Below are 24958 nucleotides of genomic sequence, written 5' to 3' on the forward strand. Positions count from 1 at the left end.
GACCGGGGCGGGCCTGGGGCCCCGGCGGGGCGTCAGCGGCCGTGGTCGAGGGTCGGCTCGAGCGGGAGCTCGCGCGTGCGGTCCCACGGCTCGGTCCAGCCGAGCCGGTCGAAGAGGCCGTCGAGCAGCATCCCGGTGAATCCCCACACGACGTGCTCACGCCCCTCGAGCGTCACCCGGAAACCCGGGCCGCGCCACTCCTGCCCGTCCCGCCGGATGACGGTCACTCCGCGGTTGCCGGGGTCGAGCAGATCGGCGACGGGGGCCCGGAAGACATCGGCGGATTCCGCGACATCGACGACACGGACGGGCGAGGGATGCCGCCACCACCCGAGCACGGGCGTCACGAGGTGCTGCGAATACACGAGCGGGATCGCCTGCAGGGTGCCGAGCACCTCGACGCCCGCGGGATCGAGGCCCGTCTCCTCCCGTGCCTCGCGGAGCGCGGCGGCCGTCGGACCGTCGTCGCCGGGATCGATTCGGCCGCCCGGGAAGGCGACCTGGCCCGGATGCGAGCGGAGCGTCGTGGCGCGGGCCAGGAGCAGCAGGTCGAGGTCACTCGAGACGGCTTGTGCCTGCGCGTCGTGGTCGCTCGGCAGCGCGTCGAGCACGCCGAACAGGATCAGCACCGCCGCGGGGCGAGGATCGATCCCCTCGTCGAAGCCCGCGAAGGCGCCCAGGGTGGTCGTCGCCCGATCGGCGAGAGCCGCGAGCTCCGCTCTGGCCCCCAGCGATTTCTCGACACGCACCCGCTCAGGCTACGCCGCACCGCGGACGCCAGGGCGCGGCATCCCGCGGCGCGGACGTCGGCGTAGCACCACCCGCGGGCGATCCGCAATCCCACGACTCGCGGAGGGGCCTCGACCTACCGTCGGAGGACCGCATACGGAAAGGACACGACATGCCTGCGACCGCGACCAAGAAGACCTCGACCGCGAGCACGGGAGCCGCCACGAAGAACCGGCGCCGTCCCGCGAAGAGCGGAGCGATGCTGACCGACGAGCAGAACGCCGAGAGCGGATTCCGCGCCTCCGAGTCGCTCAGCGGCAACCTGCAGCGCGTGCTCGTCGATCTGATCGAGCTCGCGACCCAGGGCAAGCAGGCGCACTGGAACGTCGTCGGCAAGAACTTCCGCGACACGCATCGCCAGCTCGACGAAATCGTCGACGCCGCCCGCACCTTCAGTGACACCGTGGCGGAGCGGATGCGCGCTCTGCACGCCCTCCCCGACGGGCGCAGCGACACCGTCGCCGAGACGACGAGCCTGCCCGAGTTCCCGCAGGGCGAGATCGACACGGCCGACGTCATCGACCTCATGACGGAGCGTCTCGAGGCGACGACGGGCACCTGCCGAGAGGTGCACGACGATGTGGACGAGGAGGATCCGACCTCCGCCGACATCCTTCATGCGATTCTCGAGGCACTTGAACAGCTCACGTGGATGACGAGCGCCGAGAACCGCCGGCCGGCCGCGCGCTGATCGCCGGAACCATGCGCTGAACCGCGGTTTTCCGGCCCTCTCGGCGGCGCCGGCGGGCGTCGCCGAGGGGGCGAGAACCGACGGCCGGAAGGGCCGCAAAGCGCAGCCCCGAGCGGCCGCGTCCAGGTAACGTTCAGATAACGCTCAGAAAACACCTGCAGGATCTGGGTTTTGTGTCGCAACAGCGGCTGAAGCGTCGACCTCGCCGGCGCCGACTTACTGACACGGAACCCGAATCCTTTATGCGCTCGACTACGCCCGCCACGCCTGCCCGCCGAACCCGCCGACTCGTGGAGCGTCGCGCTCGCCGCCGCCCCGTCCTCGTCGCCGCCGCCGCTGCCGTCGGCGTGCTGACCATCGTCGGGATCGCCGAAGCAGTGCCGGTCTCGACGGCCGAGGCCTCGGGAAGCACCCCGAGCTTCGCCCTCGCCTCGTACTCGACCCCCCTCTCGACCACGAAGGCGACGGTCGCCGCCGCCGACCCCACGACCTCCGACGCTCAGGCGGCGGTCGATGCCGCCGCCGCCGCCGTCACGGCCGCGCAGAGCGTCACGTCCGACATCGCGTCGTCCGGCCTCGACATCGGCGTCGCCGACACGACCGTCGACACGACCGACCTCCAGGCCGCCGCCGCGCGCCTCGAGACCGGCATCGGCCACCTGCCCGAGCCGTTCCTGCCCTCGGTCACCGACGGCGTCACGGCGCTGGTGACCTCGGCCAACCAGGAGGTCGCGAGCCTCCGCGGCAGCCTCGACGCCGCGAAGGCCCTCAAGGCCCAGCAGGAGGCCGAGGAGAAGGCGCGCCAGGAGGCGGCCGCCGCCGCTACCGCCGCCGCGGCTGCGAAGGCCAAGGCGTCCACCTCGTCGCCCGCCCACTCGTCCACCCGGTCCTCGTCTGCACCCTCGGTGCCGATCCCCTCGGGCAACGGCAACGGCGACAACAGCCCCGCCGGCGCGCAGGCCTTCGCCCACTCGCAGTTCGCGAGCCGTGGGTGGGGCGACGACCAGTTCGGCTGCCTCGTCGCACTCTGGAACAAGGAGTCCGGCTGGAACTACCAGGCCTACAACCGCGGCAGCGGCGCCTACGGCATCCCGCAGGCCCTCCCCGGCAGCAAGATGGGGTCGGCCGGCGCCGATTGGCAGACCAACGCCGCGACGCAGGTGCTGTGGGGCCTCGGCTACGTCCAGGGCCGCTACGGCACGCCGTGCGGCGCGTGGTCGCACTCGCAGTCGACCGGCTGGTACTGACCTTCCGGACCGAGCTCTACGAGGGGAGGGATGCCGACGGCATCCCTCCCCTCGCTCGTTCTCCCGCGGTCAGCCGAGGAACTGAGCGGGATCGAACTCGTCGATCGGGATGACGCGCACGCGCGGCAGCCGCGCGTCGAAAGCCTGGACGTCGTACTCGAGGTCGAAGAACTCGACGCCGGGGAGCCCCGTGTACTCGGTGCTGCGGAACTCGTGGAACGCGAGCACTCCGAGACGGCGGCCCTGATCGGTGAGGCGGGACAGATCCTCGACGAAGTCGCGATCGTGGCTGACGAGCACGACGTCGCCCTCGCGCTCGGCGAGGGCCCGCAGCGTGCGCTGGATCGCGATGTCGACGACCTTCTCGTCGGCGGGGCCGGAGAGCGGCACGGGCTGATAGCCCAGGGCGAGCAGCGCCTGCACGAAGGGCATCGGCAGATGCGTGCTCGCATTGAGGAAGAAGAGCCCCTTCGCGGGCTGATTCCAGCGATCGGTGACGAAGGCGAGGAGGCGGTCCCAGCGCGGCCGCTCCTCCGGCTGCGGACGCCGCCCGAGGATCGATGCTCCGAGGGTCGCGTCGATGTTCTCGCCGTCGACCAGCAGCCACGTGATGCGCTCCGCCATTCCGCCTCCGATTCGGCCGATTCGAGTCGAACGTAGCAGGACCGCGCTCGTGGATGTCGCAGCCCTGTGCCAGAGTGTGAACCCTGGGGAAAGACGCTCGCGCAGAGGTGCACGGGCGAGCGGTGCGCATGCGCCCGCGTGAGCCATCGACCTTGGGGGTGCGATGCCGATGCCGGACTTCACAGGCAGGGTGAGGCATCCTGCTGCGCGCTCTTCTCCCCTGGATGACCCGACCCGACGGGCTCCCGGCTTGGGGGTCATGCACCCCAGGGGAAAAGGAAGGGTACGAACATGAAGCACAGGATGCTCGCGGGCATGGTCCTGGCCGCCGCTCTGCTGATCGCCCCGTTCGGGGTCGCGGCAGCGTCGGCCGCTCCGCCGACCGGCAACGTCTGCGCCGACTACTCCACGGGGCACATCGACCCCGGTCCGGGCGTCAAGCAGGTGACCTACACGGCTCCGGCGGGCCAGGTCATCCTCGCCGTGTGCGTCAAGGCGGGGTCGGCGAAGCAGGGCCTCCGCCCCGAAGCCGTCACCGTGCCGGCCGGCGCGACCCGGATCACGTTCAGCCACTCATCGGGCAAGGACATCGGGCACTACTCGGTGCTGCTGGGTGCTGACCCGCTCGCGTGCATCGAGGGCTGGGTCGACATCGACACGCGGCTCAACGGCCGTTACGAGTGCGTCGAGACCGGACTCCACGTCTGGACGACCGACAATTCGAGCCAGGCGAAGGTCTCCCTCGGCACCGTCGCCTCGTTCCCGCTGTCGCAGGCGGGCCCGCTCGATCTCGACTGGACGGGAACGACCCCCGCGCCGGGTCTCAACCTCTTCGTGAACTTCGGCAACGGGCAGACCGGCACCCTCGTGTGGGAGGCCGCCTACGGCGGCGACGACCTCTGGCTCACGCAGTCCGGCATCGACAAGGGCATCGAGGCCCCCGTCGTCGGCGGGGGCTCGGGCTCGTCCCACCACGGCACCCTCGCGCAGTGGTCGGCGCTGTACCCGAACGCCCAGGTGTACGGCATCGCGTTCTCGCTCGGGTCGGGCGTCCTCGGCGACGGCGTGATCCACGCGATCTCGGCCGGCGGCACGGTGTACGACTTCTGATCCATCGGGTGCTCCGCCGGCGCCATGCGGCGTCCGGCGGAGCACCCGTCACTCGACGTGCCGAGTGGCGTCGCGCCAGAGATCGTGCAGCCGGCGATTCGCGTCGGCACCGACCCGATTGCCCGAGCGGAACTGGAACCGCCAGGCGATCTCGGGCACGAGCACCTCGAGCAGGTCGCGCGGAATCCGGTCGCTCTCGACGACGAGCGAGTCGAACGACACCTCGACGAAGCTCGCCGTGCGTCGCGCGTCGGCGAAGTGGACGTCCTCGTACGGATGCGACAGCACGACGCCGTGGCCGATGATCCCGTACGAACCGCCCTGACGCAGCAGCCACGCGTCGGCGCCCGGCCCCACCTCGCGCCGCGAACCGACGGACCACTGGGTCACATACGGCATCCCCGACGCGACTCGGCGCACGACGGCGGCGTAGGAGCCCGGCCACTCGTCCCACAGCCCCGGATTCCAACCCATGATGAGGCCCTCCCCCGGGCCGGGAGGAGTGGATGCCGCTGCCATACTCGATTCTCACCCGCCGCCTCGGGGTGAGGGGCGGTCGCGACCGTCACGAACAGCCGCCGCGCGACCTGGCGGGTCGCGCGGCGGCTGACTCGGACGTCGTTCGTCAGGCCACCGGGCCCGCGACGAGCGTGACGGCGGCCGAGCGCGTCGAGCCCGAGGCATCGACCCACGTGAGGGTCACGGTGTCACCCGGATTGCGCGCCGAGAGCAGCGAGCTGAGCGTCGAGGCGTCGGTCACGGCGGTGCCGTCGACGGCCGTGATGGTGTCGCCGCCGGTGAGCCCGGCCTCGTCGGCCGGGGTGCCCTGGTAGACGCCCGCGATGAGCGCACCGGTGGCTGACGTCGAGGTGCCGTAGCGGCTGCGCGCCGGCGATGTGCTCTGCTGCGCGAGTCCCACGCCCAGGAAGGCGGGGTAGCCGATCGTGACGCCGTCGGACTCGTCGCCGTTCACGATCTGCTTCGCGATCGCGAGCGCGTCCTCGATCGGGATGGCCCAGGCCGTCGTGTTCGCCGTGCCGGTGGAGGCCGCCGTCGTCATTCCGACGACCTCGCCCTGCGCATCCAGAAGCGCGCCGCCCGAGTCGCCCGAGACGACATCGGCCGAGATCTGGATCATGCCGTCGAGCGTCTCGCCCGGTGCGCTGCCCTCCGCGGCCGTCGTGACGGTCGTGTCGAGGTCGATGATCTGCCCGTCGGCGGCGAGCAGCACGCCGCCGCCCTTCGCGTTGCCGACGGCGGTGACCGCCTGGCCGATGGTTTCGGCATCCTGGTCGATCGTCACCGTCGCGAGACCCGAGGCGCCCTGCAGCTGCAGCAGAGCGACATCGTCCTGCGCGTCCGTTCCGACGACCTTCGCCGTGTACGTCTCGCCGGTGGAGGCGATCGTCACCCGGATCTGGGTCGAGCCGGCGACCACGTGGTTGTTCGTGAGGACGAGGCCGTTGCTCGTCAGCACCATGCCCGTGCCGGCCGCCGCGGCATCCTGGTACCCGAGGACGGTGTCGATGAGCACGAGACCGGTCGACTCGTCGGCGTTCGCGGGGGTGGCATCGGCGACCGACGACGGCGAGCCGTACGAGCTCGAGCCGTAGCCGCCTGAACCGTACCCGTTCGAGCCGTAGCCGTTTGAGCTGTAGCCGTTCGAGCCGTAGCCGTTCGACCATCCGGGGTAGGCGGAGGCGACGGTCTGCGCCGGCGCGGCGTTCGCGGCGGTCGGGATGCCGAACGCCAGCGCTCCCGCACAGGCGAGGGTCGCGGCGGCGGACGCGTAGAGCCGGCGGCGCGGACGGCGGGGGTTTGCGGTGCTGTCGGACATGGATGGTTCCTCTCGTCGATCCGATGACAGCAATCAACGCTCGGAAGGGCCGAGCGAAAAGCTATGCGTCTCCTTTGCGTCACTCCCGACCGGGCTCTTTCACACTCCGCGCTCAGCCCCGCCATCGCTTGCGCTCATGGTCCGCTCAGGCTCGCGGCGGTGCGGGCGCGGCCCCCTTCCATACGGGCGGCGTGGGTCGCAACCCCCTGATGCTCTGGCCTCCTGCGCGCGAGCATCGGGAGATCCTGCAAGGAGCGGAATCCCGATGAGCACCCCGTCCGCCCTCGTCGCTGACCGCTATCGGCTGGTCAGGATGCTCGGCGCGGGCGGAATGGGGGTGGTCTGGGAGGCCTGGGACGAGAGACTCCACCGCACGGTCGCCCTCAAGATGCTGCGCACGCAGCCGGAGTCGACGGATGCGGAGCGCCAGGTCGCCACGGATCGCGCCATGCGCGAGGCGCGCATCACGGCGGGCCTGCACCATCCGCACGCCGTGACGGTCTTCGACGTCGTCGAACACGACGGCCAGCCGTGCATCGTGATGCAGCTCATCGAATCGACCCCGCTGTCGGTGCTCCTCCGCGAGCACGGCACGTTCTCCCCCGCTGAGACGGCGCGCATCGGCGCCCAGATCGCGTCGGCGCTCGCGGCGGCTCACGCCCTGAAGATCGTGCACCGCGACGTCAAACCCGGCAACATCCTCATCGCGGCCGACGGGTCGGCGATGATCAGCGACTTCGGCATCTCGCACGCCCTCGGAGATGCCACCATCACCGCGACGGGTCTCATCCACGGCACCCCCGCGTATCTCGCGCCCGAGGCGGCGCGCGGCCTGCCGACGAGCTTCGCGTCGGATGTCTTCTCCCTGGGCTCCACGCTCTACGCGATGACGGAGGGCGAGCCGCCGTTCGGCGCGGAGCCGAATGCCATCGCACTGCTCCACAAGGTCGCCCGCGGCGGCTATCCCGCTCCGAAGCATGCCGGACCGCTCGCACCGCTCCTGCGGCGGATGCTCGCGACCCAGCCGAAGCGCCGGCCGACCATGTCGTCGGTCGTCGAATCGCTGAGCGGCATGCAGCAGGGCAACGTCGATGTGCCGGCCACAGTCATCGCGGCGACGGCGCCCGTCCCCGAGGACTGGACGACCGAGCCGATCGCGGAGGCCCAGGCGGCACAGATGCAGGATGCTGCGACCGAGCCGGTTCAGGACGCCGCCTCCGGCCGAGCGGGGTCGGATGCGCCGACCGAGCGGATCGCCGATGCGCCGACCGAGCGGATCGCGGAGGCGCCGACCGAGCGGATCGCCGATGCGCCGACCGAGCGGATCGCCGATGCGTCGACCCAGCGGATCGAGGACACGCCGACCGAGCAGATCGCCGATGCGCCGAGCGCGCGGATCGCCGATGCGTCGAGGGAGCCGACGGCCGAGACCCTCCGCGTCGATCGGCCGGCTCACCACATGCCGCTCACCGCCGAGACGGAGCCGCTGGAACGGCCGGCCCCTCCCGTGCAGACGACCGGCGCGCCCACCCCGACGAGCGAGACGCGGCCCCGGGCTGGCGTCCTCCGCGCGACGCTCGCCGTCGGCATCCTGATCCTTCTCGCCGCCATCGGCATCGGCGCGTGGGTGCTGATGGATCCGCTGCGAGCGGGCCCGCTCGGCGACGCGTCGCCGTCCGCCGCATCCACGCCGACGGCAGCCACGTCGACGACGACTCCGCCCGAGGAGTCGCCGCCGCCCGCACCGTCGGCGACGCCCTCACCCGTCGCACAGGAACCCACGCCATCCGCTCCGCCCGCGCAGACTCCCGAGCAGCGTGTGGTCGACGCGATCACGGGGTACTACGCCCTGATGCCCGAGCAGCGCGACGCCGCGTGGCCTCTCATGACCGCGGACTATCAGGAGAACCACGCGGGCGGACGCAGCGGCTACGAGGCCTTCTGGTCGGGCGTCAGCGACGTCGCCGTCGCCGATGTCACGGCCTCCGGCCCGGATCGCGGACAGGCGACCCTGACCTACCGCTTCACCGACGGGCGGGTCGTGCGGGAGGCGACGGCGTACCGCTTCGTCGACGAGGACGGCGTGCTGAAGATCGCCGAGACCGACGTGCTGAGCAGCACCGAGCTCTGACCCGGCCCTCAGCGGCGCCTGAGAGTCAGAGCCGCGAGCCGATCCGCCTTGCCCTTCAGACGCCCCGCGACCGGCCGCTGCTGCTCGCCCTGCTGGGCGCCGAGCACGAGCAGGACCGCCGTCAGCGTGGGGATCACCCACTGCAGCACCTTCTGCTGCTTCTGCGCCGACGTCAGCTCGGTCGATGCGCCGTCCGCCGGTTCGGTGACGCCCTCGGTGCCCTGCGGCGCGTTCTTCGCCATCTTCATGCCGAGGAATCCGGAGTAGACGGTGACGGCGCCGGCCGCGAGCTCGAGGCAGGTCTTGACGATCGTGTTGGTGCGCGCCTCGCCCTGCGTCGCGAGCCGCTCCTTGTTGCTGAAGATCAGGGCGATGCCGCCGAGGGCGTGCGCGCCGATCAGCGCCCACTGCACCGGCGCCCAGCGCGCCCAACCCGCCGACGAGATCGTGAGTCGCTCGGCCGGCGAGGAAGCCGTGGCCGCGCCGCCGTTGAGGCCGATGGCGCCCATGAGAGAGCCGCCGAACCATCCGGCGAGGCCCACGTCCTGAAGGCTTCGGATGATGGTGTCACGTCCTGACATGTCGTTTCCTTTCGTAGGGAACGGCCACCCTCCCTTCTGATCACCGGACCGCGATGCGGGGTTGACTCGGTCCGTCCACGTGTGCTGAGGACAGCAGAACTCACAGCCCGCTCCCAGCCTCGCGGGACCAAATCGGCAGAGGCATCCGTTCTTCCTCTATGACGCCGCAGCCAGCCGCGTCTCCCGAGGAGGAACTGTGACCGACCAGGACTACCGCAAGACCGCCGAGGCGCTCAGCCGTCTCAGCGACACCCAGTACCGCGTCACACAGGAGGACGGCACCGAGCCCGCCTTCCGCAACGCGTACTGGAACAACCACGAGCCCGGCATCTACGTCGACGTCGTCTCCGGGCAGCCGCTGTTCTCGTCGAACGACAAGTACGACAGCGGCACCGGATGGCCGAGCTTCACCCGGCCCATCGACCGCGACGCCGTCACGACCAAGACCGACTGGAAGATGATCGTCCCGCGCACCGAGGTGCGCTCGTCGGGCGCCGACAGCCATCTGGGCCACGTGTTCCACGACGGCCCACGGGATGCCGGTGGCCTGAGATACTGCATGAACTCGGCCTCGCTGCGGTTCATCCCCGTCGCCGACCTCGAGACCGAGGGCTACGGCGCGTACCGAAACCTCTTCACCACCGACCAGGAGACTGCATCATGACCAGCGGACCTTTCGACACCGGCGAGATCACCCGCACCCCCGGCACCGAGACGGCCGTCCTCGCGGGCGGATGCTTCTGGGGCATGGAGGACCTCATCCGCCGCCAGCCCGGCGTGCTCGACACGCGCGTCGGCTACACGGGCGGCGAGAACGCCCACGCCACCTACCGCAAGCATCCCGGTCACGCGGAGGCCGTCGAGATCGTGTTCGACCCCTCGAAGACGTCGTACCGCGACATCCTGGCGTTCTTCTTCCAGATCCACGACCCGTCGACCCTCAACCGCCAGGGCAACGACATCGGCACGAGCTACCGCTCGGCGATCTTCCCGCTCACACCCGAGCAGGAGCAGGTCGCGCGCGAGACGATCGCCGACGTCGACGCCTCGGGGCTGTGGCCCGGCAAGGCCGTCACGACGATCGAGCCCGCCGGCCCGTTCTGGGAGGCCGAGCCCGAGCACCAGGACTACCTGATCACGTACCCCAACGGCTACACGTGCCACTTCCCGCGCGCGGGATGGGTGCTGCCCAAGCGCGCCGACGCGACGGCGTAGTCCTCGGACAATGGATGCCGCGGCCCGCCGGGTCGCGGCATCCCGTGTGTCCGGCCCTTCTCCTCTTCGCGAACCGGGGGGATCCGCCGAGACCGAGTGGCACGCTCCCTGGTCTCGACGGAACCACCAGTCTCGGCGCGAGCGAGGGTGCGCGGCGGGCTGGTGGCGGGCGCGGGGCACGTCGCCCTTGACCGCGCACCCCTGAAGCCGCGAGGATGGGAAAGCGCTTATTCGGGAAGCGCTTTCCCACATCGGCCGAACGTCGACGGTGCGGGAGCACGCAGATCAAGGGAGATTCCGTGAGTCATACTCGTCGTCCCCAGCAATGGAGAGTGATCGTCACCGCCGTCGCCGCATCGGCGCTCGTCGCATCGGGCGCGCTTGCCGCCGCAGCACCGGCCAGCGCGGAAGAAGGGGTCGACTTCGCGTTCGACTTCGGCGGCCCCTCGAGCCCCGTCGCGAGCGGCTGGCTCGGGGTGAATCCCGGCACGGCGTACAGCGCTGCCCGAGGCTATGGGTTCACCACCGCCCCCGCGAGCAACGGCTTCCGCGACCGCGGCGGCGAGGACCTCATGGCACGCGACTTCACGATCGGCGGGACCCAGGTCTTCGCCGTCGACGTGCCCAACGGCACCTACGAGGTCACGACGTGGGCCGGCGACCTCATCGCCGGCAACGCCACGAGCTTCGACATCGAGGGCACCGCGTTCGCCGGCCCGCGGACGACGACCGGTCAGGTGCACGAGCAGCTCTTCCCCGCGATCGCCGTGGCCGACGGGCAGCTGACGATCCGCGTCACGGGCGGCGACGGCCGCATCAACGGCATCCGCGTGCAGACCCCGCTTGCGGCTCCTACGGGGCTGGCCACGTCCGTCCACGCGACCGACGAGACCGTCGACCTCAGCTGGCAGCCCGTCGAGGGCGCGACCGGCTACGCCGTCTTCCGCTCGGCCCCGGGCGGCGCACTCACCCAGATCGGCCGCACGGACGGCACGAGCTTCGCCGACACGAAGGTCGAGCTCGGCGAGTCGTACGACTACACCGTCGCCACCGTGAAGGGGGACCGCGTCTCGCGCCAGAGCGACCGGGTCTCGGCATCCGTCGTCGACGCCTCCGTTGCGAAGCCCGGCGTCCCGACCGGCGTCACGACGACGGCGATCGAGCGCAACTCCGTGACCATCGGATGGGATGCCGCGGACGACGCCGCGCAGTGGCGCGTGCTGCGCTCCACCCGCGCCGACCTCCCGTTCCAGCTCGTGGCCACGGTGACCGACCCGACGTTCACCGACACCGATGTGCTGACGACGCGGCCCTACCTGTACCAGGTGGTCGCGCAGAACGCGGGCGGATCTTCGGCAGCCACCGAGCCCTACGCGACCGAGGTCGCGACGACTCTCGTGCGTCAGGCCGAGTACCTCGACCGCTCCCCCGTCGCCGTGAAGACCGACGACGGCGTCTACCTCGGCTGGCGCCTGCTCGGCCTCGACGACCGCGCGCTCGGCTTCGACGTCTACCGCGACGGCGTCAAGATCACGAAGAAGCCGATCACCGACACGACGAACTACACCGACGCCGACGGCACGGCCGACTCGACCTATCTCGTCACGGCGCACGTCGGCGACCGCGAGGTGAGCGTCACCGACGAGTTCGCGGTCTGGGATCAGGACTACCTCGACATCCCGCTGAACAAGCCGGCGGACTACACGCTGCCCGACGGCAAGGCCGTGACCTACTGGCCCGGCGACGGCACGGTCGGCGACGTCGACGGCGACGGTCAGTACGAGCTGGTCTTCCTGTGGCAGCCGTCGATCTCGAAGGACAACTCGCAGTCCGGCTACACCGGCAAGGTCTACGCCGAGGCCGTGGAGTTCGACGGCACGAGCCTGTGGCGCATCGACCTGGGCGTCAACATCCGCGCCGGCGCGCACTACACGCAGCTCGAGGTGTTCGACTTCGACGGCGACGGCAAGGCCGAGGTCGCGTTCAAGACGGCCGACGGCACCGTCGACGGCGTCGGCACGGTGATCGGCAACGCCGCCGCGGACTACCGCAACGCGAGCGGCTACATCCTGAGCGGCCCCGAGTACCTCACGGTCTTCGACGGCCAGACGGGCGCCGCGATCGACACGGTCGACTACGTGCCCGGCCGCGGGAACGTCGGCGCGTGGGGCGACACCTACGGCAACCGGGTCGACCGCTTCCTTGCGGGCGTCGCCTACCTCGACGGCGAGCATCCCTCGCTCGTCACGAGCCGCGGCTACTACACGCGCACCGTGATCGTCGCGTGGGACCTCGTCGACGGCGAGCTCGTGCAGCGGTGGAACTTCGACTCGAACGTGGCCGGCAAGGCGTACGAGGGCCAGGGCAATCACCAGTTCGTCCCGGCCGACGTCGACCGCGACGGCCTCGACGAGATCGTCTTCGGCTCGATGACGATCGACGACGACGGCACGCCGCTCTACAACACGAAGCTGCAGCACGGCGACGCGCTGCACGTGAGCGACTTCGTCATCGACCGCCCGGGCCTCGAGGTCTACGCGGTGCACGAGGACGCGGCATCCAACGGCAGCGTCATCGCGTCGATGCGGGACGCCGAGACGGGCGAGGTGCTCTGGTCCAATCCGGGCACGAAGGACACCGGCCGCGGCGCTGCGGCAGACATCGACCCGACGTCGCCGGGCGCGGAGGCCTGGAACATCGGCGGCGACTTCGCGTGGAACTCGAAGGTCGGCTCGCTGAACTCCTCGGACGGGAAGCTGCTGTCGAACGACATCCCCGCGGCGAACTTCGTCACGTGGTGGGACGGCGACCTCACGCGTGAGATCACCGACCACGACTACAGCGAGGCGAACGCCTCGGGCGTGCCGACGGTCTCGAAGTGGGATCCGGCGGCGAAGAAGTCGGTGCTCCTCGAGCGCTTCGACGGCACCCTGACGAACAACACGACGAAGGGCAACCCCGTCATCCAGGCCGACCTGTTCGGCGACTGGCGCGAAGAGCTCGCGTTCCGCCTCTCGGATGGCAGCGGCATCCGGATCTACACGACGACGGACGTCACCGAGACGCGCCTTCCGACGCTCATGCACGACTCGCAGTACCGCCAGTCGGTCGCGGGGCAGAACTCGGCCTACAACCAGCCGCCGCACCCGTCGTACTTCATCGGCGCGGGGATGGGCGCGGCGCCGGCCGCCTCGATCCGGTACACGGGCGCCCCTGCGCCCGACGAGTCGGCGCCTCTCGTCTCGGGCCTGCCAGCGGGCACCGTCATCGCGGACAAGCCGCTGCAGCTCGCCATCTCGGCGTCGGACGCCGAGAGCGGCATCCGCTCGCTGTCGGTGACGGTCGGAGGCACGGAGGTGGCCGCCGACGCCGCGGTCGACCTCGCGAAGCTCGGTCTCTTCGGCGACGTCGAGATCGTCGCGACGGCGACGAACCACGCGGGGCTCGTCACGTCCGAGACGTCGCACATCCTGTCGGTGCGGGCGGATGCCTCGGCGAAGACCGCACCCGGACGCGGCACCCTGTCCAACACGAGCGGATGGGAGTACGGCCTTCATGACGGCAACTACGACGTCGTCATGAACCTGTGGTCCGGCACTCCGGGGAGCATCTTCCGCCTGTACGAGAACGGGACGCTCGTGGCGACCAAGGTGCTGCCGGTCACGACCGGGAAGTCGCAGACGACGGGCGTCAGCTTCGCGGGCAAGCCGAATGGCACCTACGTCTACACGGGTGAGCTCATCAACGCGAAGGGCGCGACCGCGACGACGTCCACGACGGTGAAGGTGACGAATGCGGCTCCGGGCGTCCCCGTCGTCTCGCACGACAACTGGGACAAGGACGGCTCGTTCACCGCGACGGCCGACCTCTGGTGGGGCACGAACGCCACCTCCTACCGGTTCGAGCTCGACGGCGTTGTCGTGGGCTCGGGCGAGCTCACCGCCAAGACGCCGAACGCGCAGCGCGCGACCGTCGCCCTGACGGGCGTCGCCCGGGGTACGCACGTCCTCGTCGCCGTGTTCGCCAACGCGAACGGCGAGACGGCGTCCAAGCCCGTGTCGGTCGAGGTGCGCTGACCGCACGTCGATGAGAACAGTGGATGCCGCGGCCCGGGCCGCGGCATCCACTGTTTCCGGTGTTCCGGCGAGGCCGGTAGACTCGCGGCCGTGTTTCTTTCCGTGAGGCCTGCGGGCGTGAGGAGGCTGTCGACGCGCGCAGCGTCGGCGGGCCACAGAGCCTGAGGCTCATCTCCGCACTGCTCGTCGAGCGCGTTCCGCGCTCCGAGTCCCTCCTCACGAACACCGTCGCTCCGGCGACCACAGAGAAAGAACGCGCATGCGTCCCGTCACCGACGCCCAGATCCGGGCATCCTTCCTCAACGCCTCGCGCAGCGAGCGCAAGAACCTCACCCTCCCCGCCGACTTCGACGAGCGCGCGTGGGACCGACTCGACTTCCTCGGATGGCGAGACCCCAAGCTGCCGCAGATCGGCTACCTCGTCGTCGAGCTCGACGGCGAGCTCGTCGGGCTCCTCCTCCGGCAGACGGAGACCCGCACTCGCGCTCGCGCGCAGTGCTCGTGGTGCTCCGACATCCACCTGCCGAACGAGGTCGTGTTCTACATGACCAAGCGCGCCGGCGACGCCGGACGCCGCGGCGACACCGTCGGCACGCTGATCTGCGAGAACTTCGAGTGCTCGCAGAACGTGCGCAAGCTGCCGCCGTCGGCGTACCTCGGCTTCGACCGGGAAGCGGCGCGCGACCGGCGCATCGAGCAGCTGCGCGAGCATGTCGCCGGCTTCGTCCGCGAGGTCCGCGGAGACTGAGCGAGGCGATGGATGCCGCGCCCGCCGCCGCCGGGCGCGGCATCCCTCCCCGTCCCCCGGGTTCGCCCGGAATGCCGCGCTTGCGGGATCGGCGGGCGGGTCAGCCGGCGGCGTTCTCCCGCAGCGCGGGGCAGGTGCCGCCGGGGTCGGTGGCGAGCTCGAAGTGCCAGCGCTCGTTGGCGTAGATCTGGCAGAGGCCCCATGCCGCGCCGTGCGCGATGAGCCACGACTGGGCATCGAGCGGGCCGATGTCGACCGCGTGGCCGGTGACGTGGTGCGAGCGGTCGGGCGCCGCGACGAACTGCCGCGCGACCTCGACGCTGCCGTAGTCCTCGACGGCGTCCTCGAGCAGCCACTGCTGGTAGCGCGCCGTCCGCCAGCCGCTCGTGACCTCGAACGAGACGCCGTCGGAGGATGCCGCGGCCGCGGCGTCTCTGAGGGCGCCCAGCAGAGCCGCATCGAGGTTCGCAATCGCGGGCAGGTCGGTGTCGTCGAGGGTCGCCGGCGCCGTCAGGTAGCCGTCCTCGACGCGGGGTGTGTACGGAGCGGCGAGTGCGCCGGCCCGGAGGAACAGCACACCGCACAGTCCGACCGCGAGAGCGATCGCGACGGCGACGCCGATCGCGACGAACGCGATGCGACGTGCGGGCGGCGACGGACGGACGGCGGAGGCGCGCAGAACAGTCATGCCGGCCATCCCACGCGCCCGCGTGTTGCGAGAGCGTACGCGCCCGCGCATATGTTCCCGATATGCCCTCCGACCTAGGCTTGCTCGCATGCGCGTGCTGATCGTCGAGGACGAGCTGTACCTCGCCGAGGCGATCCGCGACGGGCTGCGGCTCGAGGCGATCGCGGCCGATCTCGCCGGCGACGGCGAGACGGCGCTCGAGCTGCTGAGCATCAACAGCTATGACGTCGTCGTGCTCGACCGCGACATCCCCGGGCCGAACGGCGACGAGATCGCGCGCCGGATCGTCGCCACTCCTCCCGGCCCGCGCATCCTCATGCTCACCGCCGCCGACCGGCTCGACGACAAGGCGACCGGCTTCGAGAGCGGCGCCGACGACTACCTCACCAAGCCGTTCGCCCTGCGCGAGCTCGTGCTGCGCCTGCGGGCGCTCGGCCGGCGACCCGCGGACAGCACGCCCCCGATCGTGGAGTTCGCCGGCATCCGGCTCGACCCGTTCCGTCGCGAGGTCTACCGCGACGGGCACTACGTCTCACTCACCCGCAAGCAGTTCGCCGTGCTCGAGGTGCTCCTCACCGCACGTGGCGGCGTCGTCAGCGCGGAGGAGCTGCTGGAGCGCGCGTGGGACGAGAACGCGGACCCCTTCACCAACGCCGTCCGCATCACGATCTCGACCCTCCGCAAGCGCCTCGGCGAGCCCTGGGTGATCGAGACGGTTCCGGGAGTCGGATACCGCATGGCCGAGACGATGGATGCCGCCGCCGATGCTTCCGCCGACTGACGCGGCGCGCCCGCCGGGCGTCTCGGTGCGCGTCAAGCTGACCCTCAGCTACGCCGCGCTCGTCGTCATCGCGGGCATCGCGCTCTTCGCCGTCGGACTGCTCCTCCTGCGCTTCGTGCCGGAGGGAAGCCTCTCGGTCGACGGAGGCGGCTGGGCACCCAACCGCTCGAACCTGCTCGAGGTGTTCGTCCGGTACACGTGGTGGGCGATCGCGGGGCTCGCCGCGTTCGGGCTGCTCGGCGGCTGGCTGCTCGCCGGCGTCGTGCTGCGCCCCCTCGACCGGATCACCGAGGTCGCCCGGCTCGCACGCGACGGCGCGCTCGACCAGCGCATCGCGCTGCCCGGCTCTCGCGACGAGCTCACCGACCTCGCGGATGCCTTCGACGCGATGCTCGACCGGGTGCAGGGCACCCTCGACGAGGAGCGCCGGTTCGCCGCGAACGCGTCCCACGAGCTGCGCACGCCGCACGCGATCATCCGGACGATGGTCGAGGTCGCGCAGGCCGATCCCGACGGCCGGGACGTCGACACCCTGCTCGCCCGCATCGCCGCGACGAACGAGCGGGCGATCGCGGTCACGGAGTCGCTCCTCGCGCTCGCGCGCGTCGGACGCGGCGGTGCGATCGTGCGCACTCCCGTCGATCTCGAGGCGGTGGTCGCCGAGATCGTCGAGGAGGAGCGACCGGATGCTTCGGCCCGCGGCATCCATCTCCTGGTGTCATCGATGCCGGCGACGGTCGCCGGCGATCGCACGCTGGTCGAGCGGCTGGTGGCGAACCTCGTGCGCAATGCTGTCGTGCACAACGTCGTCGGCGGGAGCGCGTGGATCTCGATCGAGAACCAGCCGCGCGCCGTCGCGCTCTCGGTCGAGAACACCGGGCCGGTCATCGACCCGGCCGTCGTCGCCACTCTCACCGAACCCTTCGTGCGCGGAGCGGGCCGGACGCGCGGCCCCGCTGGTGTCGAAGGGTCGGGGCTCGGCCTCGCGATCGTCGCAGCGATCGTGCGAGCGCACGACGGCTCACTGCAGGTCGCGGCGCGCGACGGCGGGGGCCTCGCGGTGCGGGTCACCCTGCCCGCGGTCTGAGACCCGGCGGCGCCGGGCACGGCGCTTCCCGCGACCGCCGGACGGTGCGACGCGCCGGCTGTCGCGCGAGCGCTGCTGTTTCCTGCGAGCGCCGTGCGCGATCAGTGGCGCTGTCGCAGGAAACAGCAGCGGTGAAGCGCCGACCGCCGGCAGTGCCGCGGCGTCAGCGCGCCCGCGTCAGCGCCGCCCGCCGGGAGCACGACGCCGGCCCCTGCGGACGCGCCGCCAGATCGCACGGATCGCGAAGAACGCGCCGACCAGGAGCGCCCCGAGTGCGGCGCCGGCGGTGTTGGCGAACACGTCCTGCGGGTCGGGCACGCGGCCGGGGATCCGCTCCTGCGCGAACTCGACAGCCGCCGAGACCGCGAGGCCGAAGGGGATGGCGAGGAGCCACGCGCGCCGACCGAGCAGCAGCGCGACGGCGAGCCCGAGGGGCACGAACAGGATCGCGTTGAGGGTGCGCTCGACCTCCAGCGTCGACAGCTGCTGCAGCAGCGGCCCCACGGCGAGGTCCGTCGCACGCATGAACAGCGACCGGGCGGGCGCGACGATGCTTCGCGGAGCGAGCGTCAGGGCGACGACGGCGATCACCGCCGCGAGCGCGGCAACCGCGCGAGGCCGCGCGGACGCGCGGGTGCGGACACCGGTGAACTCCGTCATGATCTGCCTCTCGATCGGGAGAACCAGTCCAGCGGGCCACCTGTTGCGTGAGCGTATGGTCCGCTCCACGAAGCCTGAGCGTTCGGTGACAGGTCGCCGATGACGGCGTCAGGAGCGTCCGAGGGGGAAGCGATCGAAGATCCACGGCGACACGTGCGGGGTTCGCACGTCGAAGGCGTACGAGACGACCTCGCCGACGCCCGTGTCGAGCACCGTGAACACGACCAGGTCGTTGCTCTGCACGAAAGGCTCCGGGATGCCGTCGGGCGACGTGAACGGCCAGACGCTGGGCAGGATCGGGGTGAGGCCACCCGGATCGCCCTGCGCGAGGTAGTTCGACGCATCCCACGGCTCCGGCGGCACACGACGGCTCCGTCCGCTCAGCTCGTGAGCCGCGCCGTGCGTGTTGCCCGTGTTCGAGGTCTCCAGGTAGTTCACGCCGTTCTCGGAGCGGAAGCGATTCCACAGGTGGGAGTGTCCGCTGTGCACGAGGTCGACCCCCGATGCCTCGAGCAGCGGCACGAGGTCGCGCAGCAGGATGTCGTCGGCCCTCGGATACTCGTACCGCACGCCGACGACCGCGCCCGCGGCATCCCTCTCCTCGATCCGGACCGGATCGGCGAACGGCGGAAGGATGTTGTTCCCGAGGCCGTGCGGACCCTCGTGGAGCATGACGACACGGAAGCGTGCGGCGCAGAACGCGTCGGACGCGAGCTCGGCGCGGAGCCACTCCCCCTGCGCGCTGCCGACGGAGAGCGGCTCGAAGATGTGCTCGCCGTAGCCCTGTGCGAGGGGATCGTGGAGCGTCGCGGCCGCCTCTTGGTAGCGGCTCGTCTCGACGCGATCGGCCGGATCCGGGTCCGCCGTCGACCGACGCCACACCCGGGTCGCGAAGAGCGAGACGAGGCGGATGTCACCGAACGTGACGGCGTAGTACCTCTCACCGCCCGGGGAATCGGCGGGGACGGTGAACAGCTCCTCGTACGTGGCCGTGCTGAACGAGTGGGCCTCGATCCACTCGGCCCGCGCGCCGGTACCGTCGAAGGCGGCTTCGGCGATGGCGCGCGGGACCGCCGCGACCATCGAGGCAGGGACGCTTGTCATGCCCTCGATGCGGCCGCCGACGTCGTGGTTGCCGATCGCGGGGAACAGCGGCGCATGCTGGATGATCTCGCCGCCGCGGTAGTCGACGAGCCCCTGCGAATCGGCGCGCCGCGCCCGGCCCTGCAGCGCCGGGAAGAAGGCGCTCCCGATCTCGTCGTCGAACCACGACGACGCCCGATCCGCCTGGTCGGCGAGGTCGCCGGCGAGGAAGACGGCATCCACTCTCCCCAGCGTCTCGCCGGCCTTCTGCAGGTTGGCGGGAGTGTTGGGCATCCCCTGGTGGTCGCTCGTGAGCAGCACGCGGAGCGGGTCCCCGGGTCGGGGTGCGGAAGCCAGCGTGAAGGTGCCGGAGAGTGCGGCGGTCGCGGCATCCATCGATATGACGCGATAGGGATGCCGCGTGCCGGGCGCGAGACCGTCGACCGCCGCCTCGTGCCGCCACACCGCGCGAGGCACCATGCCGTCTTCGACGGCCGGACGTCGATCTTCGGGGATGCGGGAGGCGTGGTCTTCGAAGACGCGGGAGAGCCGAGTCGTCGTCGCTGTGAAGACGCGAACGCCGGGGACTACGGAGCCGGATGCCGCGTCCCGCGCCTCCGCGTCGCTGAGGCCGCCGACCCCCTCGCCGACGAGGACGGCGTGCCCGTCGCCCTCGAACTCGGTCGCCCACGCCACTCGCACGCCGTCGGCGGTCGGAAGCTGCAGGTAGGGGTCGCAGAGGAGTGTGGTCATCAGGCTCGACGGTAGCGGGGGCGGGGAACGAGGTGTGAACGTGGGATGAGCCGCTCGTCGGCTGAGGCTCGACGCCTCGACAAGCTCGGCGACCGGAGGGTGCGCCTCGACAAGCTCGGCGACCGGAGGGCGCCTCGACGAGTTCGGCGACCGGGGAACGGCGAGAGCTCGGCAGCCGCGAGGGACGGGCCGGCCGGGGTCGGGCGGTCAGCGGGAGCGGAGGCCGCGCACGCCCGTGCCGCCGCGCATGACGTCGCCGAAGTGGAATGCCAGGACGAGCGCCATGCAGGTCGCGGCGAGCGCCGCGGCGACCCATTGGCCGGGCGTGCGGATTCCGCGGGCGACGAGCAGGCCGCCGGCGACGGCGTTGGCGGTGCTCCAGGCGACGTTCACGACCGGTGCCGACATGCCCACGCCCGGCGGGTCGGCGAACGGCGTCGGGAAGGGCCTGCCCTGGATGCCGGCGACTCCGTGCGGCACCGCGTTGACGAGCAGGGCGGCGCCGAAGGCGGCGCGGACGACGGCGAGAACGGGCATGGCGCCACCCTACGACGGCGGGCGCGTCAGCGGCGCGTGGCCCAGCCGGCGAAGAGGGCGTGCAGGAGCGCGGGCACCGACGCGACCATGAGGATGGTCCCGAACACGACCTCCTGCGAGCGGAGCAGGATGCCGCCGATGAGCAGGCCCGCGAAGAGCGTCGCCGACACGACCCGGCGCCCCATGCGCTCGAGCCCGCGCATCCGCTGCTCCAGGCGCGGTGTCTCGACGGCGACGCGACCGTTCTCGAGGCGCGTCGCGAGGTCGTCGAGGCGCCGCGGCATCCGCGCGACGATTCCGGCGACCGAGACCGCCTCCGCGCCGAACGCCTGCAGCACATTGCCGCGCTCGTCGCGGAGCAGCTGCGCCGCGTACGGCTCGACGGAGCTCCAGATGTTGAACTCCGGGTCGAGGGCGCTGCACATGCCCGACGTCAGCGAGATGGCGCGGACGATCAGCAGGAAGTTCTCCGGCAACTGGAACGGCAGCGACCGCACGACGTCGCCGAACTCGACCGCGAAGTCGCGGAACTCCTTGGGGTCGACCCGCTGCAGCTCGGCGAAGCCCATGCCGCCGAACCGAGCGAAGAGCTCGGTCATCGCGCGTTCGAGTTCGTTCGTGTCGGCCGACGGCAGCAGCACGCCGACATCGCGGATGCTGGCCACGAGCTGCCGTCCGTTGCGTCCCGCCACCGCGATGAGCAGCTGCTGGAGCCCGTGCCGCAGGCGGTCGGGCACCTCGCCCATCATCCCGAAGTCGATGAAGGTCAGTCGCCACGGCGGAGACCCCGCGACACCGCCGTCCGCTCCCCCGGGCAACGGTGTGACGAAGATGTTGCCCGGGTGCGGGTCGGCGTGGAAGTACCCGTCGACGAAGAGCTGGTCGAACATCACGGTCGCGAAGGTGTGCGCGACCTCGGTCGGGTCGATCCCCGCCGCGCGCAGGGCCTCGACGTCGTTGATCTTGATCGCGGTGACGTCGGAGAGGGTCAGCACGCGGCGGGTCGTGCGCTCCCACGCGATCGCCGGCACGCCGACGCGCGGGTCGCGGGCGAAGTTCTCGGCGAACCGCTCGGCGTTCAGCGCCTCGTGGAGATAGTCGATCTCGAGCATGCTCGTGTGCGCGAACTCCTCGACGAGCCCCGGCAGGTCGACGTGATCGGAGATGACGCGCACGCTGCTGAGGTATCGCGCGACGCGGCGAAGGGCGTGCAGGTCGACATCGACGATCTCATCGATGCCCGGTCGCTGGATCTTCACCACCACGTCGGTGAATCCCGCGTCGACGGCGTCCGCGGGCAGCAGGCGCGCGCGGTGGGCCTGACCCAGGGATGCCGCGGCCACGGGGCTCGGGTCGACCCATTCGTACGCCCGGTCGAGCGGCAGACCGAGCTCGGCTTCGGCCAGCTCGCGGATGGCGGGGAACGGGACGGGCGGCACCTCGTCCTGCAGTCCCTCGAGCTCTTTCGTGATCTCGGGCGGCAGCACGTCGAGGCGCGACGACATGAACTGCCCGACCTTGATCATGAGGCCGCCGAGCGACAGCGCGAGGGTGTGGAAGTTGCGTGCGATGTTCGTGAGGCGGGCGGCGCGCCCGCGCGCCGCGAACCGGCTCAGCCCGATGCGGGGCAGGAACAGCTCGTACCACCACGCCTGCAGCATGTACCTGATCGCGAACCGCATGATGCGGCGATATCGGGCACGCGAACTGCCGACGTCGGCCATCGATTCTCCAGGTCGGGAAGCACCGTCCGGACGCGCCGGCCGGCTCAGTGCAGGCAGACCTCGTCGGCGTCAGGTGTCGACAGGACTCAATCCTCGGCGAGGATCGAGTAGAGCCTACGCCGGGCCTCGTCGAGCACCTCGACGGCCTGGCGCACCTGATCCGAGGAGCCCGAGCGCCCCACCGCGGCCGCCGCCTGAGCGAGCTTCATGCCCGCTTTCGGAAGCGCGCCGGTGCGGGAATCCTGGGAACCCGAGCCCGAGCTCGCCCACGGCGCGGGCTTCCCCTCCGAGGCGTCCACCTCGGCCTGACCGGCCTCCGTGATCGTGTAGGTCTTCTTGCCGCCGGACTCCGTCGCGGTGATGAGTCCCTCGTCGGCGAGCATCTGCAGCGTCGGGTAGACGGAACCGGGGCTCGGCTTCCACGACCCGCCGCTGCGCTCCTCGATCTCATGGATGATCTGGTAGCCGTGCATCGGCTGCTCGGCGAGGAGCGCGAGCACCGCGGCGCGCACATCGCCGCGAGCCATGCGGCCGCCGCCGCCCACGTTTGAGAAGCGCTGCTCGAATCCCTCGCGGAGCTGATCGAGGGCGTCCCACAGACCGGGGCCGGGGAACCCCCCGCCGGTGCCCTTGTGCCGGCCGCCGAAGGGATCGGGGAACGAACCGCTCATGATGGACCTCCTTGCGATGTGTCGCCCTACTCCGGACGATACCTACCGATATATCGCTGATTGGATGCCGAGTCGAGAGAATCGCCCGAATTCACGGGCTGGATTCAGGTTCGGCGGCGCACGACGTCTCACTCGACGATCGGTCGGACAGACCCGGCGAGCGGCTCTTCGCGGCGGGAACGGCCACGGCTCGGCGCGCGCGGGTACTCTCGACGCATGGCGGCCGCGGAACCAGGGTGGTACGACGACGGCACCGGCACACAGCGCTGGTGGGACGGCACGCGCTGGACCGAGCACTACGCCGACTTCAGCACGCCCCGCGTCGAGCTGCACACGGGCCCCGGCGCCGTCGGGACTCCCGACGAGTTCGGGGGGATCGTCGTCGACGCGCGCGTCATCCGGTGCGGTCGCCTCAGCCAGCCCATCGGCGGAGTCACCGCACTCGTCGGAACTGCGGACGAGATCCGCAAGCGTCCCGCCTTCGTCCTGGCGGTGCGAATGAGGACGCTCTTCAGCGCGGCGGGACCTATCAAGCCCCGCCACTTCGCGCGCCAGTACCCGTCGTCGCTGCACGTGGCGGTGGAGAGCCCGCAGCAGGTCTGGCTCGCGCCGGTGGGATCGCAGGACGAGTCCCGCGCACGCCAGTTCGCATCGTGGGTCAACGCGAGCGCGCAGCACTACCGATACGGGTAGCGTCCCCCACCCCCGTGAGGGAGGCGTTCGGCGCTTCAGACCACAGCCGTCACGCCGTCGTCGGCGTCGCACGGATGTTGACGGCACGGCGCGGGCCGTCGCCCATCACGAAGTCGAGACGCACCGGCTCCGCGCCGGACTTCGCGTAGAGCCGGACGCCGTCGCCCAGTAGGACAGGCGCGATGTGCAGGTCGAACTCGTCGAGAAGGCCGCGCTCGAGCAGCTGGCGGCCGATCGACGCCGAGAGGATCTCGACGTTCTTGCCGCCCGCGGCATCCCGAGCGATCTCGATCGCCTCCGCGAGGTCGCAGTCGAGGAGCGTGATGCCGCGGCTGGGCGGTGCGTCGTCGGGATGATGCGTGAGGACGAAGACCGGCCCGCTCCAGGCTCCGCCGTACAACGTCGCCGCGTCCGGGAAGGCATCCAGCCCCCGTCTCCCACCGAGAACGGCACCGGTCGTCGCGATGTACTCCTCGATGAGGCCTGGCCGGGTGGTGAATCCGTCGAGCCATTCCATCGAGTGACCCGGCCCCGCGATGAAGCCGTCGAGCGACATCGTGAAGTGGCAGATCACCTTGCCCTCGGCCGTCTGCGGGGCGGTGTCCGGAATCATCATGAGGATTCCGGAGCGGGCGCACGCCGTACGTCATAGAGCACGTGCGTCACGAGGGAGGCTCCGCGGGAAGCCACCTGCCGGAGGTCGATCCGGCCAAGCCCCTCGAACGGCCGCAGCCCCTGGCCGAGGATGATCGGCGACACCTGCAGGAAGAGCTGATCGATGTGCCCCGCGGCCAGGTACTGGTTGATCGTGCTCACACCGCCCGCGATGTGCACGTTGCGCTCGCCCGCGGCATCCCGTGCCCGCTCGAGCGCATCGTCGATGCCGTCGGTGACGAAGTGAAAGGTCGTCCCGCCCTCCATCTCGATGGACTCCCGCGGATGGTGCGTGAGGACGAAGACGGGCGCGTGATAGGGCGGGTTCGGTCCCCACCAGCCACGCCAGTCGCGGTCCCACTCTCCTCGCACCGGTCCGAACATGTTCCGCCCCATGACGAACGAGCCGGCGTCGACGATCGCATCGATCTCCTCCCGGTTCTCGTCGGGCGTCTCAAACATCCAGCGGTGCAGCAGGCCGGGCTCGACATCTCCGAACGGGCGGTGCTCGGTCTGGTTCTCGCCGGCTCCGACGCCGTCGAGCGAGATCGTCATGGTGCCGATGACGCGTTGCATAT

The 24958-nt window shown here is 70.9% G+C and carries 24 protein-coding genes; 11 read left to right on the forward strand and 13 right to left on the reverse strand.

Translation table 11 applies throughout. The features are described from left to right. Nucleotides 1-32: 32 nt before the first annotated feature. On the reverse strand, nucleotides 33-680 hold the full coding sequence (locus AAIB33_RS10875) for a CoA pyrophosphatase (protein WP_345803421.1): 648 nt from the start codon (nucleotides 678-680) through the stop codon (nucleotides 33-35). 221 nt (nucleotides 681-901) lie between these two features. On the opposite strand from AAIB33_RS10875, the gene AAIB33_RS10880 reads away from it, so the two are divergent. Together AAIB33_RS10880 and AAIB33_RS10885 are read left to right on the forward strand one after the other, a co-directional pair. Then, nucleotides 902-1480: a DNA starvation/stationary phase protection protein gene (locus AAIB33_RS10880; protein ID WP_345799979.1), complete on the forward strand. Its 579-nt coding sequence runs from the start codon at nucleotides 902-904 to the stop codon at nucleotides 1478-1480. Nucleotides 1481-1770: 290 nt separating this feature from the next. Next, on the forward strand, nucleotides 1771-2727 hold the full coding sequence (locus AAIB33_RS10885) for a lytic transglycosylase domain-containing protein (protein WP_345799980.1): 957 nt from the start codon (nucleotides 1771-1773) through the stop codon (nucleotides 2725-2727). A gap of 69 nt (nucleotides 2728-2796) precedes the next feature. Here AAIB33_RS10885 and AAIB33_RS10890 read toward each other — a convergent pair whose 3' ends face one another. Beyond that, the gene (locus AAIB33_RS10890; RefSeq protein ID WP_345799981.1) at nucleotides 2797-3351 is read right to left on the reverse strand and encodes an NYN domain-containing protein; all 555 of its coding nucleotides are present in this window, start codon (nucleotides 3349-3351) and stop codon (nucleotides 2797-2799) included. A 291-nt stretch (nucleotides 3352-3642) separates the two neighbouring features. On the opposite strand from AAIB33_RS10890, the gene AAIB33_RS10895 reads away from it, so the two are divergent. Next, nucleotides 3643-4461: a hypothetical protein gene (locus AAIB33_RS10895; RefSeq protein WP_345799982.1), complete on the forward strand. Its 819-nt coding sequence runs from the start codon at nucleotides 3643-3645 to the stop codon at nucleotides 4459-4461. A gap of 48 nt (nucleotides 4462-4509) precedes the next feature. Here AAIB33_RS10895 and AAIB33_RS10900 read toward each other — a convergent pair whose 3' ends face one another. Together AAIB33_RS10900 and AAIB33_RS10905 are read right to left on the reverse strand one after the other, a co-directional pair. Next, nucleotides 4510-4935, reverse strand: coding sequence for a hypothetical protein (locus AAIB33_RS10900; protein ID WP_345799983.1), 426 nt, complete (start codon nucleotides 4933-4935; stop codon nucleotides 4510-4512). A 151-nt stretch (nucleotides 4936-5086) separates the two neighbouring features. Next, nucleotides 5087-6298 (reverse strand): trypsin-like peptidase domain-containing protein, encoded by a 1212-nt coding sequence (locus AAIB33_RS10905; RefSeq protein ID WP_345799984.1) that lies wholly within the window; start codon nucleotides 6296-6298, stop codon nucleotides 5087-5089. Nucleotides 6299-6563: 265 nt separating this feature from the next. Here AAIB33_RS10905 and AAIB33_RS10910 point away from each other — a divergent pair, with 265 nt between their 5' ends. Then, nucleotides 6564-8429: a protein kinase gene (locus tag AAIB33_RS10910; RefSeq protein ID WP_345799985.1), complete on the forward strand. Its 1866-nt coding sequence runs from the start codon at nucleotides 6564-6566 to the stop codon at nucleotides 8427-8429. Between the two features lie 8 nt (nucleotides 8430-8437). Here AAIB33_RS10910 and AAIB33_RS10915 read toward each other — a convergent pair whose 3' ends face one another. Continuing rightward, complete coding sequence (locus tag AAIB33_RS10915; RefSeq protein ID WP_345799986.1) at nucleotides 8438-9010, reverse strand: hypothetical protein; 573 nt, start codon at nucleotides 9008-9010, stop codon at nucleotides 8438-8440. Between the two features lie 196 nt (nucleotides 9011-9206). Here AAIB33_RS10915 and msrB point away from each other — a divergent pair, with 196 nt between their 5' ends. From msrB to AAIB33_RS10935, 4 genes are all read left to right on the forward strand, one after another. After that, a complete protein-coding gene (gene msrB, locus AAIB33_RS10920) occupies nucleotides 9207-9674 on the forward strand; it encodes a peptide-methionine (R)-S-oxide reductase MsrB (protein WP_345799987.1) in 468 nt (155 codons plus the stop codon). Beyond that, nucleotides 9671-10225, forward strand: a complete 555-nt coding sequence (msrA, locus tag AAIB33_RS10925; protein ID WP_345799988.1) for a peptide-methionine (S)-S-oxide reductase MsrA — start codon at nucleotides 9671-9673, stop codon at nucleotides 10223-10225. Before msrB ends, msrA begins: the two co-directional genes overlap by 4 nt. A gap of 332 nt (nucleotides 10226-10557) precedes the next feature. After that, complete coding sequence (locus tag AAIB33_RS10930; RefSeq protein ID WP_345799989.1) at nucleotides 10558-14301, forward strand: hypothetical protein; 3744 nt, start codon at nucleotides 10558-10560, stop codon at nucleotides 14299-14301. Between the two features lie 259 nt (nucleotides 14302-14560). Next, nucleotides 14561-15049, forward strand: coding sequence for an FBP domain-containing protein (locus tag AAIB33_RS10935; RefSeq protein WP_345799990.1), 489 nt, complete (start codon nucleotides 14561-14563; stop codon nucleotides 15047-15049). 100 nt (nucleotides 15050-15149) lie between these two features. Here the strand turns inward: AAIB33_RS10935 and AAIB33_RS10940 are convergent, their stop codons facing one another. Next, complete coding sequence (locus AAIB33_RS10940) at nucleotides 15150-15737, reverse strand: M15 family metallopeptidase (RefSeq protein ID WP_345799991.1); 588 nt, start codon at nucleotides 15735-15737, stop codon at nucleotides 15150-15152. 88 nt (nucleotides 15738-15825) lie between these two features. On the opposite strand from AAIB33_RS10940, the gene AAIB33_RS10945 reads away from it, so the two are divergent. Then, nucleotides 15826-16518, forward strand: coding sequence for a response regulator transcription factor (locus AAIB33_RS10945; protein ID WP_345799992.1), 693 nt, complete (start codon nucleotides 15826-15828; stop codon nucleotides 16516-16518). Next, entirely contained in the window at nucleotides 16502-17605 is a 1104-nt protein-coding gene (locus tag AAIB33_RS10950) for a HAMP domain-containing sensor histidine kinase (protein WP_345799993.1), read from the forward strand. The genes AAIB33_RS10945 and AAIB33_RS10950 overlap by 17 nt, the downstream gene beginning before the upstream one ends. A 177-nt stretch (nucleotides 17606-17782) precedes the next feature. Here AAIB33_RS10950 and AAIB33_RS10955 read toward each other — a convergent pair whose 3' ends face one another. The 5 genes from AAIB33_RS10955 to AAIB33_RS10975 form a co-directional block, all read right to left on the reverse strand. Continuing rightward, complete coding sequence (locus tag AAIB33_RS10955; protein WP_345799994.1) at nucleotides 17783-18265, reverse strand: VanZ family protein; 483 nt, start codon at nucleotides 18263-18265, stop codon at nucleotides 17783-17785. 108 nt (nucleotides 18266-18373) lie between these two features. Beyond that, nucleotides 18374-20101 carry a hypothetical protein gene (locus AAIB33_RS10960; RefSeq protein ID WP_345799995.1) on the reverse strand — a complete coding sequence of 576 codons (1728 nt, stop codon included), beginning with the start codon at nucleotides 20099-20101 and terminating at the stop codon, nucleotides 18374-18376. A gap of 207 nt (nucleotides 20102-20308) precedes the next feature. Then, nucleotides 20309-20638, reverse strand: a complete 330-nt coding sequence (locus tag AAIB33_RS10965) for a hypothetical protein (protein WP_345799996.1) — start codon at nucleotides 20636-20638, stop codon at nucleotides 20309-20311. A gap of 26 nt (nucleotides 20639-20664) precedes the next feature. Further along, nucleotides 20665-22362 carry an AarF/UbiB family protein gene (locus AAIB33_RS10970; RefSeq protein ID WP_345799997.1) on the reverse strand — a complete coding sequence of 566 codons (1698 nt, stop codon included), beginning with the start codon at nucleotides 22360-22362 and terminating at the stop codon, nucleotides 20665-20667. Nucleotides 22363-22448: 86 nt separating this feature from the next. Beyond that, a complete protein-coding gene (locus AAIB33_RS10975) occupies nucleotides 22449-23033 on the reverse strand; it encodes a PadR family transcriptional regulator (RefSeq protein WP_345799998.1) in 585 nt (194 codons plus the stop codon). Nucleotides 23034-23249: 216 nt separating this feature from the next. On the opposite strand from AAIB33_RS10975, the gene AAIB33_RS10980 reads away from it, so the two are divergent. Beyond that, complete coding sequence (locus AAIB33_RS10980) at nucleotides 23250-23726, forward strand: DUF2510 domain-containing protein (RefSeq protein WP_345799999.1); 477 nt, start codon at nucleotides 23250-23252, stop codon at nucleotides 23724-23726. Between the two features lie 49 nt (nucleotides 23727-23775). Here the strand turns inward: AAIB33_RS10980 and AAIB33_RS10985 are convergent, their stop codons facing one another. After that, on the reverse strand, nucleotides 23776-24342 hold the full coding sequence (locus AAIB33_RS10985) for a dihydrofolate reductase family protein (protein WP_345800000.1): 567 nt from the start codon (nucleotides 24340-24342) through the stop codon (nucleotides 23776-23778). Then, nucleotides 24339-24956, reverse strand: a complete 618-nt coding sequence (locus AAIB33_RS10990; protein WP_345800001.1) for a dihydrofolate reductase family protein — start codon at nucleotides 24954-24956, stop codon at nucleotides 24339-24341. Before AAIB33_RS10990 ends, AAIB33_RS10985 begins: the two co-directional genes overlap by 4 nt. Between the last annotated feature and the right edge of the window lie 2 nt (nucleotides 24957-24958).

It is taken from the genome of Microbacterium sp. AZCO, assembly GCF_039614715.1.
GTDB lineage: Bacteria > Actinomycetota > Actinomycetes > Actinomycetales > Microbacteriaceae > Microbacterium.